Below are 12,920 nucleotides of genomic sequence, written 5' to 3'. Positions count from 1 at the left end.
CGTGCGCCATGCGGGCGACGTGTGCTCAACGACGAGGAGTGGCAGGTCATGACCACAGTCCTGGAAGTACGGGAGCGTTACTCCCGCGCGTGTGCCGACATGGTGCGCCACGGGTTGCACCTCGCGTCGGGGCCGATCGGCGCGTACCGCACGGGTTCGCTGCTGCTGCGCGGCTCGCCAACCGTCGCCGGGTTCCTGGCCGGCTGGCTCACGTCCGAATTCCCCCCGCAGGTCCTCACCGGGCACGCGTTGTCGGGAGTGGCTCCGCTGTCCAAGGTCGCCACCGGCTGGGCGGCCCAGCGTTCCGACCGGATTCTCACCGCCGCGCTTGACGAGGCTCTTGGTGAGCACTACCGCGATTCCGTTCATCACCCGATCGACGACCGGCCCGAGCGCCGGGGCGGTGTGCTGCACTCCGCGGGCGGTCATCGCCGCTACGCCGCGGAGACCTCCGACATCGTGTACGGCCCCAACGTCCGCGACAACATGCTCGACATCTGGCGGCACCGCGACATCAAACCGGGTCACAAGGCACCCGTACTGCTGCAGATCCCGGGCGGTGCGTGGACCGTCAACGGCAGACGGCCCCAGGGCTATCCACTGATGGGCCGGATGGCCGAACTCGGTTGGGTCTGCGTGTCGATCGACTACTGCAAGAGCCCGCGCAACGCGTGGCCGGGACACATCGTCGACGTCAAACGCGCGCTGGCCTGGGTCCGCGAGAACATCGCCGACTACGGCGGCGACCCCGACTTCATTGCGGTCACCGGCGGTTCGGCGGGCGGCCACCTGGCTGCCCTCGTCGCGCTCACCGCGAACGATCCGAGTCTGCAGCCCGGTTTCGAGGACGCCGACACGACCGTGCAGGCCGCCGCACCGTATTACGGCGTCTACGACCTGACCGATACCGCGAAAATGCACGACATGATGATGCAGTTCCTCGAACTGTTCGTCATGAAAGAGCAATATGCCGACAACCCCGGCCTTTTCGAGCTGGCCTCGCCGATTTCGCACGTGCACCGCGACGCGCCGCCGTTCTTCGTCCTGCACGGCGAGAGCGATTCGGTGATCCCGAGCGTGCAGGCTCGCTCGTTCTGCGACGCACTCCGCGACGCCGGTGCGGCCACCGTCGGCTACGCCGAATTGCCCAATGCACACCACGCTTTCGACTTGTTCGCGACCGTTCGCTCTCGTCTGGCGGCCGACGCGGTCGCCGACTTCCTGGGTGCCGTTCACGGTCGGCATCAGCGCTCGGGGACGAGGTCGATGCGCAAGCGCGTCGCATCGACCGGCTAGGTCGCCAACCGCTCAGGCGTTTGCTCGCTGCCAATTCGGCAGCACCACAGGGTGATTCGTACGGCACCTGAGACGTGGTTGAACTCGGACTCTGATCCGGACAATCGGCTACCGCCGTCGCGTGAACCGGACTAGTTTGGAGTTGCCCACGCTGGCCCGAGATCGGGGCGCGCGGCCGATTCGAAACGGGAGGTCTGAGTGGCAATGGCGGCGTTGACGCGGGGGGCTGTCAATGGCTGAGCAGGTCGACGCGGCCGGGTTGCCCACGGCGCTGGGACCGGTCGATTACCTGTTGCATCGCGGGGAGGCCAATCCCCGTACCCGCTCGGGAATCATGGCGCTGGAGATCCTGGACCGCACGCCCGACTGGAACCAGTTCCGCACCCGCTTCGAGAACGCGTCGCGCAAAGTGCTGCGGCTGCGCCAGAAGGTCGTGGTGCCGACGTTGCCGACGGCCGCGCCACGCTGGGTGGTTGATCCGGACTTCAATCTGGATTTCCACGTGCGCCGGATGCGCGTCTCGGAACCCGGTTCGCTGCGCCAGGTGCTGGACCTCGCCGAGGTGATGGTGCAGTCTCCGTTGGACATCGCCCGACCGCTGTGGACGGCCACGCTGATCGAGGGCCTGCCGGATGGCAAGGCCGCGACGCTGCTGCATCTCTCACACGCCGTCACCGACGGTGTGGGCAGCGTGGAGATGTTCGCCCACATCTACGACCTCGAACGCGATCCGCCCGCGCAGCCGACCCCGGACCAGCCGATTCCGCAGGACCTGACCGCCAACGACCTGATGCGCGAGGGGTTCAACAACCTGGCAGTCCACGTCGCCAAGGGGGCCGGCGGCGCACTGTGGGGTGCGGCCTCGGCCGTCGGGCGGGCAGTCGCCCGGCCCAGCGCCGCGATGTCGGGCGTGCTGAGCTACGCGCGATCGGGCGCCCGGGTGGTGGCCCGTGCCGCCGAGCCGTCCCCGCTGCTCAGTCGTCGCAGCCTGGCGACTCGCAGCGAGGCCATCGACATCCCGCTGTCGGATCTGCACCGGGCCGCGAAAGCCGGTGGCGGATCGATCAACGACGCCTACCTGGCCGGCCTGTGCGGCGCGCTCGGTCGCTACCACGAGGCACTCGGGGTGCCGATCTCGTCGCTGCCGATGGCCGTACCGGTCAGCCTGCGCGCCGAGTCGGACGCGGCCGGCGGCAACCGATTCACCGGCGTGAACCTGGCCGCTCCCGTCGGCACCAAGGATCCGGTCACCCGCATGCAGAAGATCCGGCTGCAGATGACCCAGCGTCGGGATGAGCCCGCGATGGACATCATCGGCTCGATCTCGCCGGTGCTCAGCGTGTTGCCGGGTCCGCTGCTGGAATCACTGACCGGCTCGGTAGTGGGATCGGACGTGCAGGCCAGTAATGTTCCCGTCTATCCCGGCGACACGTTCCTCGCGGGCGCAAAGGTGTTGCGGCAGTATGGCATTGGCCCATTACCTGGCGTGGCGATGATGGTGGTGCTGATCTCCCGAGGCGGCTACTGCACGATCACCGCGCGCTACGACCGCGCGGCGATCCGCGACGAGCAATTGTTCGCGCAGTGTTTCCTCGACGGGTTCAACGAAATCCTGGCGCTGGCAGGCGATCCCGATGCGCGTGCGGTGCCCGCGTCGTTCGATGCAGAGCGCAGCGATGAGGAGGAGCGGCGCAGATGAGACCCGCCGGCGACGATGCAGAGCGCAGCGATGAGGAGGAGCGGCGCAGATGAGCAAGCAGAACGGCGAGGCGCAGAAACCGGCTCGCGAACTCCGGCTGCCGGGCTCGGTGGCCGAGATCATGGCCAGCCCACCCGGGCCCGAGATCGGTGCCTTCTTCGACATGGACGGCACGTTGGTGGCCGGCTTCACTGCGGTGATCCTCACCCAGGAACGACTGAGGCGCCGCGACATGGGCGTCGGCGAGCTGATCAGCATGGTCACCGCCGGGCTCAACCATCAGCTCGGCCGCATCGAATTCGAGGAGTTGATCAGCAAGGCGTCGAGCGCGCTGCGCGGTCGCATGCTCAGCGACCTCGACGAGATCGGTGAGCGACTGTTCATGCAGCGCATCGAATCTCGGGTCTATCCGGAGATGCGCGAACTGGTACGCGCCCACCTGGCCCGCGGGCACACGGTGGTGCTCAGCTCGTCGGCGCTGACCATCCAGGTGGCACCGGTCGCGCGCTTCCTCGGCATCGTCAACACGCTCACCAACAAGTTCGAGACCGACGACGACGGGGTGCTCACCGGTGAGATCGTCGCCCCCATCCTGTGGGGTCCGGGCAAGGCCACCGCGGTGCAGAAGTTCGCCGGCGAGAACGGGATTGACCTCAAGGACAGCTACTTCTACGCCGACGGCGACGAAGACGTCGCGTTGATGTATCTGGTCGGCAATCCGCGGCCGACCAACCCCGAAGGCAAGATGGCAGCGGTCGCGAAGCGGCGGGGCTGGCCCATCCTGCGTTTCACCAGCCGCAGTGGCGGCGGCATCACCGCGCAACTACGCACGCTGGCCGGCGTCGGCTCGGTGGTTCCCGTCGCGGCCGGGGCGCTCGGCATCGGGCTGCTGACCCGCAGCCGGCGCCGAGGGGTCAACTTCTTCACCGCGACGTGGTCGCAGATGCTGTTGACCGCCAGCGGTGTTCAGCTCAACATCCTCGGCGAGGAGAACCTGACGGCCGAACGGCCCGCAGTGTTCATCTTCAACCACCGCAACCAGGTCGACCCGGTCATTACCGGTGCGCTGATCCGCGACAACTGGGTCTCAGTCGGCAAGAAGGAACTCGAGAACGACCCGATCATGGGCACCCTGGGCAAGGCGCTCGACTCGGTCTTCATCGATCGGGACAACCCGGCCGCGGCCATCGAGACGTTGCAAAAGGTGGAAGAGCGTGCCCGGCAAGGGCTTTCGATCATGATCGCCCCCGAGGGCACCCGGCTGGACACCACCAGCGTCGGGCCGTTCAAGAAGGGGCCGTTCCGGATGGCGATGTCGGTGGGCATACCGATCGTGCCGATCGTGATCCGCAACGCCGAGATCATCGCCGCCCGCAACTCGACGACGATGAACCCCGGAACGGTGGATGTCGCGGTGTTCCCGCCGATTTCGGTCGCCGACTGGACCGTCGAGACGTTGTCGGAACGGATCGCCGAGGTGCGCCAACTCTATATCGATACGCTGGCCGACTGGCCGGTCGAAGAATTGCCCGACCACGACGTGTACCGCAAGAAGCCCGCCAAGGCCGCCCCTGCGAAGAAGGCTCCCGCGAAGAAGGCCGCACCCGCCAAGAAGTCTCCCGCCAAGAAGGCTCCCGCGAAGAAGGCTTCACCCGCCAAGAAGGCCGCACCCGCCAAGAAGGCCGTGCCCGCCAAAAAGGTGGCCGCGAAGAAGGTCGCGCCAACCAAAGCGACCAAGGCACAACCGAATACGCCGCGGCCCAAGGGGCGATCGTGACGACCGAGTCCGACGACGTCGGGCAGTTCACCACCGGCGCCCCCACGCTGGTACTGGCGGCGGCGTCCTCGCCCATCGAGTCGGAGTTGCTGGCCGCGTGGGTCGACCAGCAGCGTGCTCGACACCCTGAGTCCAGTCTCGAAGTGCTCGCGCTACCCGAGCAGGACCCGTCGCCGGGCGCACTGGCACAATTGGTCGAACAACTGGAGATGGACGAAGACCGGTCGATCGTGCCGGTGCGGGTCTTCTGGATGCCGCGCGCCGATGCGACGGCACTGAACCGCCTGACGGCGTTGCTGCCGGGCCGAAACCCCTACCAGCCCAGCGAACGTCTGCAGCGCCTGATCCTTCGGTCCGATCGGGCTCGCGCGCAAGTGGTGGCCGGTGAGTCGGCCAAGGTATCCGAGCTTCGTCAGCAGTGGCGCGACATCACCGTCGGCGACAATCCCCGCGAATTCGCGCACTTCGTAACCCGCCGCGCGCTGTTGGCCATGGAACGTGCCGAATACCGGATCCTCGGGCCGCAGTACAAATCGCCGCGACTTGTTCGGCCAGAGATCATGGCATCGGCCAGATTCCGCGCCGGCCTGGAAAAGATCCCCGGCGCCGACCTGGAAAAGGCCGGCAAGATGCTCGACGAACTGGCCACCGGCTGGAGTCGCGCGTCCGTCGACCTCGTCGGGGTGCTGGGACGGCTGTTCAGCCGCGGGTTCGACCGCGAAATCGACTACGACGAATATCAAGTCGCCGCGCTGCGCACCGCCCTGGAAGCGCACCCCGCGGTGCTGTTGTTCTCGCACCGGTCCTACATCGACGGCGCTGTCATGCCCGTCGCCATGCAGGAGAACCGGCTGCCACCCGTGCACGTATTCGCCGGTGTCAACCTGGCTTTCGGGTTCATGGGGCCGCTACTGCGCCGCGCCGGGACCATTTTCATCCGGCGCAACATCGGCAACGACCCCGTCTACAAGTACGTGCTCAGGGAGTACGTGGGCTACGTGGTGGAGAAGCGCTTCAACCTGAGCTGGTCGATCGAGGGCACCCGCTCACGCACCGGGAAGATGTTGCCGCCCAAGCTCGGACTGATGAGTTACGTGGCCGACGCATATCTGGATGGCCGCAGCGACGACATTCTGCTGCAAGGGGTTTCGATCAGTTTCGACCAGTTGCACGAGACCGCCGAGTATGCGGCCTACGCCCGTGGCGGCGAGAAGCGTGCCGAGGGTCTGAGCTGGATGTACAACTTCATCAAGGCGCAGGGCGAACGCAATTACGGCAAGATCTACGTCCGCTTCCCGGAAGCGGTGTCGATGCGCGACTACCTCGGCCCCTCCCACGGCGACGTCGCCGACGACGATGCCGCCAAACGGCTTGCGCTGCAGAAGATGTCGTTCGAGGTCGCCTGGCGGATCCTGCAGTCGACGCCGGTCAACGCGACCGGTCTGGTCTCGGCGCTGTTGTTGACAACGCACGGCGTGGCGTTGACGCTGACCCAGTTGCATCACACCTTGCAGGACTCGCTGGACTACCTCGAACGCAAGAACACCCCGATGTCGACCAGCGCGCTGCGCTTGCGCACCCCGGAAGGTGTTCGGGCAGCCGTCGATTCACTGTCGAACGGCCATCCGGTGACCCGGGTGGACGGCGGCCGGGAACCCGTGTGGCGCATCGCCCCCGAGGACGAACACACCGCGGCGTTCTACCGGAACTCGGTGATCCACGCGTTCCTGGAGACCGTGATCGTCGAGTTGGCGCTGGCCTACGCCGCCCGGGCGGAAGGCGATCACCTCGAGGCGTTCTGGACGCAGGCGATGCGCCTGCGCGACTTGCTGAAATTCGACTTCTACTTCGCCGACTCGGCGGCTTTCCGGCAGAACATCGCCGACGAGATGGCGTGGAACGACGGGTGGGAGGCGCAGGTCGCGGCCGGCACCGCCGAGATCGACGCAATGCTCTACGCGAAGCGGCCGCTGATGTCGGACGCGATGCTGCGGGTGTTCTTCGAGGCCTACGAGATCGTCGCCGACGTGCTGCGCGATGCCCCGGCGGACATCGGCGCCAAGGAGCTCACCCAGTTGGCGCTCGGCGTCGGCAAGCAATACGTCGCGCAGGGCCGGGTGCGCAGCAGCGAACCGGTGTCGACGCTGCTGTTCGACACCGCGCGTCAGGTCGTCGGCGATCAGGATCTGCTTGAACCCGCACCGGATCTCGCCGAGCGCCGCGTCACATTCCGCCGCGAATTGCAGGCGATCCTGCAGGACTTCGACCACGTCGCGCAGATCGCGCGCAACCAGTTCATCGCGCGCGAGGTTGAGGCACGCGGCGCGGAACGGGCGTAGGTAACGCGGCCGTACCCTTTGGGGTATGACGGGTCCTCCGGCCGCCACCCGCCGCGCCGCGGCGTGGCCGCTGCTCATCGGGGTGGCGGCGTTGGCCGGGTGCACCGCTGCGGGCATCGGGGTGCTGTCTCTGGCGGCTGCGTTGACCGCGACCGGGCTGCCGAATCCGGGCCCGGTCACCACGCTCGGGCTGCCATTCGTCCGCGCGGCCGGCGAGACCGCGGCGGTGGTCGCGGTGGGATCGTTCCTGACGGCCGCGTTCCTGGTGCCGCCGCAGGACAGCGGCGTCCTGGACGTCGACGGCTATCGGGCGCTGCGCGTCGGGACGGTGGCTGCCGGGGTGTGGACGGTGTGCGCCGCGCTGCTGGTCCCGCTCACCGTGTCCGACGTGTCGGGTCAGCCGGTCACCGCGCACCTGGGTCCCGCCGACCTGTGGTCGCTGGCCGGCATCATCAACATCTCGGCGGCGTGGCGATGGACCGCGCTGCTGGCCGCGGTGGTGACGATCGCCAGCCTCCCGGTGCTGCGCTGGTCGTGGGCGCCGCTGCTGTTGGCCGGGTCGCTGGTGACGCTGGTCCCGCTCGGTTTGACCGGCCACTCATCGGCGGGTGGATCGCACGACCTGGCGACCAACAGCCTGCTGATCCACCTGTTCGCGGGCGGCCTGTGGGCCGGTGGGCTGATGGCCCTGCTGGCGCACGTGCTCCGCGGCGGCGGCCATGCCGATCTGGCCGCGCGGCGGTTCTCGACTATCGCGTTGTGGTGCTTCGGGGCGATGGCGCTCAGCGGTGTCGTCAACGCGGCGGTGCGCATCCGCCCGGCGGATCTGCTCTACAGCGACTACGGACGGCTGGTCGTGGTCAAGTTCGTGGCGTTGTGTCTGCTCGGTGCCGTCGGGTGGCGGCAACGACGCGCGGGAGTGGCTGCGCTGCAAGAGGATCCGAGTTCGCGAGACCGACTGGTCCGGCTGGCGGTCGTCGAGGCGGTCTTGTTCGGTCTGACATTCGGCGTCGCGGTCGGGCTGGGCCGCACTCCGCCGCCGCCGCTGCCCATCGGCATCCCGTCGATACCCGACGTCAAGATCGGCTACGACTTCGCCGGGCCGCCGACACCGGCGCGGGTATTGATCGACTGGCGGTTCGACCTGATCTTCGGCTCCGCATCGATCATCTTCGCCGCGCTGTACCTGGCCGGCGTGCGACGGCTGCGGCGGCGCGGCGACGCGTGGCCGAAGGGGCGGACGGTGGCCTGGCTGCTGGGCTGCCTGACGCTGCTGTTCGTCACGTCGTCGGGCATCGGGCGCTACATGCCGGCGATGTTCAGCATGCACATGGCCGCGCACATGATGCTGTCGATGCTGGTGCCGATCCTGTTGGTGCTGGGCGGGCCGGTCGGTCTCGCGCTGCGCGCCCTGCCGGCCGCCGGGCGGGGCGAACCGCCGGGCATGCGCGAATGGCTGCTGGCCGCTCTGCACAGCAGGATCTCGAAGATCCTGACCAACCCGGTGGTGGCGACGGCGCTGTTCGTCGCGGGGTTCTACGGGCTGTACCTGGGCGGGATTTTCGATGCCGCCGTCGGCAGCCACATCGGCCACCTGGTGATGAACGTGCACTTCCTGGCCAGCGGCTACCTGTTCTACTGGGTGGTCATCGGCGTCGATCCGACGCCGCGGCCGATCCCGCCGCTGGCCAAGGTGGCGGTGGTGTTTGCGTCGCTGCCTTTGCACGCGTTCTTCGCGATCATCCTGATGAGCATGGAGAAGGTGCTCGGCGAGAGCTTTTACCGGGCGCTGCAGCTGAGCTGGCACACCGACCTGGTCGGCGACCAGCGGCTCGGCGGCGGAATGGCTTGGGCCGCAGGTGAAATTCCGTTGGCCGTCGTGATGATCGCGCTGTTGGTGCAATGGTCGCGCAGCGACGAGCGAACCGCCCGTCGGCTCGATCGCGCCGCCGACCGCGACGAGGATGCCGAACTCGTCGCCTACAACGCGATGCTGGCCGAGATGGCCCGTCGCGAGCGGTAGCGCCTCGCTCCGCCGCGAGACTGAAGCCAGGGCTGCGATTCGCGCGGCGGTTTCAAGGTTTGGTTGCAACAGTGGTTTCTGTCGGGGCTGACAGTAGTGCGTTGAGGCGGTTGGTGGGGTTGTCCCAGCCGAATCGTTTCCGTGGGCGACCGTTGAGTTCGTCGGCGACGAAGCTGAGGTGTTCAGCCGAGTGGATCGACAGGTCGGTTCCCTTTGGAAAGTATTGCCGCAACAGGCCATTGGTGTTTTCGTTACTGCCTCGCTGCCAGGGTGAATGCGGGTCGCAGAAATAGATCTCAATGTCCGCGGCGAGGCTGATCCTGGCGTGCTGGGCCATCTCGTGACCTTGGTCCCAGGTCACGGTGCGACGCAGGGTGGGCGGCAGTTCGGTGATCGCGGCGATCATGGCGTCAGCGACCATTTCAGCGCTGCGGCTGGCGGGCAGATGTAGCAGGCGCACATAGCCCGTGGAGCGTTCGACAAGGGTGCCGATCTGGGAGGCCTGGTTTTTACCGATGATCAGATCACCCTCCCAATGCCCAGGCACGGCCCGGTCGGCGGCCTCAGCGGGGCGCTCAGAGATGTTGACCATGCCCGGAATACGGCCACGACCGTCAGCGGCGCGGACTCTGTTACGGGGTTTGCGCAGCCCACGCCCGGTGCGTAGGCATTGGGTCAGCTCGCGACGCAGCTCACCGCGTCCTTGCACGTACAGCGACCTGTAAATGGTCTCGTGGGACACCTGCATCTCCGGACGGTTGGGATACATCGTGGCTAGCTCGCCGGCGATCTGTTCGGGGCTGTACTTCTTGAGCAACAACGTTTGCACCTTGTCGTGCAACCCCGGGCAGCGGGCCAGCTTGCCAGCCTTGGGGCGACGCGCCCGCTCTTCGCTGCGGCGCTGAGCGATCCGCGCCGAATAACCCGACTGAGCATCCCAGCCACCACGGTAAGCGCCGAACCGATGCAGGGCCCGATAGCGGCCTGTGCGATTGCGCGCAGCACCGTTGATAGCGATCTCACGCATGATCGTCGACGGCGCCCGCCCCAACCGACCAGCGATCGAGCGGATCGACTCGCTCTGCGAGGTACCGATCATGATCTGCTCACGCTCACTTGGTGACAGCCGCGGCCGAATTCGGCCCTGCGGCTCGTGCATTCGTGGATTCACACCACCAAATCTGCGGAACCACTTCCTGCCACACGTCGCCGACACGCCGACCGCAGCGCCGGCATCTTCCGACGACCACCCATCAGCAATCAACACCCAAAACCGACGCTGCACCGACAACACCTGAGGCTGCCCGGCCATCAACACTCCTCACCGCAAAGTGTTGCAACGACCCCCTGAGCCCAAGCGCCGATTCACGACCCTGAGTTCTGCGTCGCGAGACCGCTGACCCCACGAGTCACACCTGCAACGTCAGGTCGACGGCACTCGATTTGCCCGCCTCTGAGCGACAACTCGCGAATCCACAGTCACGCCTTTCTCCACAACCCGTGCCGCTGAGGCCCTGTTGATGGCCCGGCCCGTCGGTGATCCCGAGCTGAATGGCGTTCATCGAGCACCGGTTGCGGTGCATCACAGGAAAGGTGAACAAGAAATGTTCGAAACTCCGCTGACCGTGGTCGGCAACGTCGTCAACGACCCGAAGCGCCGCCGCGTCGGCGACCAGGAGGTGCTCAAGTTTCGGGTGGCCAGCAACTCACGGCGCCGCACCGCCGACGGGACCTGGGAGCCCGGCAACTCGCTGTTCGTCACCGTGAACTGCTGGGGCCGGCTGGTCACCGGCGTTGGCGCCTCACTGGCCAAGGGCTCGCCGGTGATCGTCACCGGGCACGTTTACACCAGTGAATACGAGGATCGCGACGGCAATCAGCGGTCGAGCCTCGAGATGCGCGCGACCGCCGTCGGGCCCGACCTCTCGCGCTGCCTCGCCCGAGTCGAGAAGACGGTGGCGGTGCCGGTTCCGACCGACGCGGCCGAGGACGAGCAGGCCGACACGGCGCCGGCCGAGGAGGCCCCGTTGCCGCTGTCGGCTTAGTCGCGGCGTTGCCTAGGATGGGTCGCGAGCAATACCTCGCAATCAGAAAGGCAACACCGCGGCATGGCTGAGTTCATCTACACGATGAAAAAGGTCCGCAAGGCGCACGGCGACAAAGTCATCCTCGACGACGTCACCTTGAGCTTCTATCCGGGCGCCAAGATCGGTGTCGTCGGCCCCAACGGGGCGGGTAAGTCGAGCGTCTTGCGGATCATGGCCGGACTGGACAAGGCCAACAACGGCGAAGCATTCCTGGCGCCGGACGCGACCGTTGGCATGCTCCAGCAGGAGCCGCCGCTGAACGAAGAGAAGACGGTCCGCGGCAACGTCGAAGAGGGTCTGGGCGACATCAAGGTCAAGCTCGACCGGTTCAACGAGGTCGCCGAGCTGATGGCCACCGACTACTCCGACGAGCTGATGGAGGAGATGGGCCGACTGCAGGAAGAGCTCGACCACGCCAACGCGTGGGACCTCGACTCGCAGCTCGAGCAGGCGATGGACGCGCTGCGCTGCCCGCCGCCCGACGAACCGGTCACCCACCTGTCCGGTGGTGAGCGTCGTCGCGTCGCGCTGTGCAAGCTGCTGCTGTCCAAGCCGGACCTGCTGCTGCTCGACGAGCCGACCAACCACCTCGACGCCGAGAGCGTGCAGTGGCTCGAGCAGCACCTAGCCGCCTACGAGGGCGCGGTGCTGGCGGTCACCCACGACCGCTACTTCCTCGACAACGTCGCGCAGTGGATCCTCGAGCTCGACCGCGGTCGCGCCTACCCCTACGAGGGCAACTACTCCACCTACCTGGAGAAGAAGGCCGAGCGCATCGCGGTGCAGGGCCGCAAGGACGCCAAACTGCAGAAGCGTCTCACCGAGGAGCTCGCCTGGGTTCGCTCCGGCGCCAAAGCCCGTCAGGCGAAGAACAAGGCCCGGCTTGGGCGCTACGAGGAGATGGTCGCCGAGGCCGAGAAGACCCGCAAGCTCGACTTCGAGGAGATCCAGATCCCGACCGGTCCGCGGCTGGGCAACCAGGTGGTCGAGGTCGAGCACCTGGACAAGGGCTTCGAGGGTCGCACGCTGATCAAGGACCTGTCGTTCACGCTGCCGCGCAACGGCATCGTCGGCGTCATCGGCCCCAACGGTGTCGGTAAGACGACGCTGTTCAAGACGATCGTCGGGCTCGAACAGCCCGACAGCGGTTCGGTCAAGGTCGGCGAAACCGTGCAGCTCAGCTACGTCGACCAGACCCGCGGCGGGATCGACCCCAAGAAGACCGTGTGGCAGACCGTCTCCGACGGGCTGGACTACATCCAGGTCGGCCAGAACGAAATCCCGTCCCGGGCCTATGTGTCGGCGTTCGGCTTCAAAGGCCCCGACCAGCAGAAGCCGGCCGGGGTGCTGTCCGGTGGTGAGCGCAACCGGCTCAACCTGGCACTGACCCTCAAGGAGGGCGGCAACCTGATCCTGCTCGACGAGCCGACCAACGACCTCGACGTCGAAACCCTCGGCTCGCTGGAGAACGCGCTGGAGAAGTTCCCCGGCTGCGCGGTGGTGATCTCCCACGACCGCTGGTTCCTCGACCGGACCTGTACCCACATCCTGGCGTGGGAAGGCGACGACGACAACGAAGCCAAGTGGTTCTGGTTCGAAGGCAACTTCGGCGCCTACGAGGAGAACAAGATCGAACGCCTCGGCGCCGACGCGGCGCGGCCGCACCGGGTAACCCACCGAAGGCTCACACGGGACTAGT

At 66.9% G+C, this 12,920-nt stretch carries 8 protein-coding genes; 7 read left to right on the top strand and 1 reads right to left on the bottom strand.

Annotated features, from left to right (window positions below; translation table 11 throughout):
• Window positions 1-48: 48 nt before the first annotated feature.
• The 5 genes from lipQ to PT015_RS08825 all read left to right on the top strand — a co-directional run bounded on the left by lipQ (window position 49) and on the right by PT015_RS08825 (window position 9,134).
• On the top strand, window positions 49-1,296 hold the full coding sequence (gene lipQ / locus PT015_RS08845) for an esterase LipQ (RefSeq protein ID WP_390887958.1): 1,248 nt from the start codon (window positions 49-51) through the stop codon (window positions 1,294-1,296).
• Between the two features lie 232 nt (window positions 1,297-1,528).
• Window positions 1,529-2,995 carry a wax ester/triacylglycerol synthase family O-acyltransferase gene (locus PT015_RS08840; protein WP_285190253.1) on the top strand — a complete coding sequence of 489 codons (1,467 nt, stop codon included), beginning with the start codon at window positions 1,529-1,531 and terminating at the stop codon, window positions 2,993-2,995.
• Between the two features lie 49 nt (window positions 2,996-3,044).
• Complete coding sequence (locus PT015_RS08835; protein WP_390887957.1) at window positions 3,045-4,772, top strand: HAD-IB family hydrolase; 1,728 nt, start codon at window positions 3,045-3,047, stop codon at window positions 4,770-4,772.
• A complete protein-coding gene (locus PT015_RS08830) occupies window positions 4,769-7,111 on the top strand; it encodes a glycerol-3-phosphate 1-O-acyltransferase (RefSeq protein WP_285190252.1) in 2,343 nt (780 codons plus the stop codon). Before PT015_RS08835 ends, PT015_RS08830 begins: the two co-directional genes overlap by 4 nt.
• Before the next feature lie 25 nt (window positions 7,112-7,136).
• Window positions 7,137-9,134, top strand: a complete 1,998-nt coding sequence (locus tag PT015_RS08825) for a cytochrome c oxidase assembly protein (RefSeq protein WP_285190251.1) — start codon at window positions 7,137-7,139, stop codon at window positions 9,132-9,134.
• Window positions 9,135-9,186: 52 nt separating this feature from the next.
• Here the strand turns inward: PT015_RS08825 and PT015_RS08820 are convergent, their stop codons facing one another.
• Window positions 9,187-10,446: an IS30 family transposase gene (locus tag PT015_RS08820; protein ID WP_285185748.1), complete on the bottom strand. Its 1,260-nt coding sequence runs from the start codon at window positions 10,444-10,446 to the stop codon at window positions 9,187-9,189.
• Between the two features lie 292 nt (window positions 10,447-10,738).
• On the opposite strand from PT015_RS08820, the gene ssb reads away from it, so the two are divergent.
• Together ssb and ettA are read left to right on the top strand one after the other, a co-directional pair.
• A complete protein-coding gene (gene ssb / locus PT015_RS08815; RefSeq protein ID WP_285190250.1) occupies window positions 10,739-11,179 on the top strand; it encodes a single-stranded DNA-binding protein in 441 nt (146 codons plus the stop codon).
• A gap of 63 nt (window positions 11,180-11,242) precedes the next feature.
• Window positions 11,243-12,919 (top strand): energy-dependent translational throttle protein EttA, encoded by a 1,677-nt coding sequence (ettA, locus tag PT015_RS08810; RefSeq protein ID WP_285190249.1) that lies wholly within the window; start codon window positions 11,243-11,245, stop codon window positions 12,917-12,919.
• The last annotated feature ends 1 nt before the right edge of the window (window position 12,920 follow it).

The sequence above is a fragment of the Candidatus Mycobacterium wuenschmannii genome, assembly GCF_030252325.1.
Lineage (GTDB): Bacteria > Actinomycetota > Actinomycetes > Mycobacteriales > Mycobacteriaceae > Mycobacterium > Mycobacterium wuenschmannii.
The sequence above is the reverse complement of the archived record's forward strand: the minus strand, read 5'-3'. Positions and strand labels throughout refer to the sequence as shown.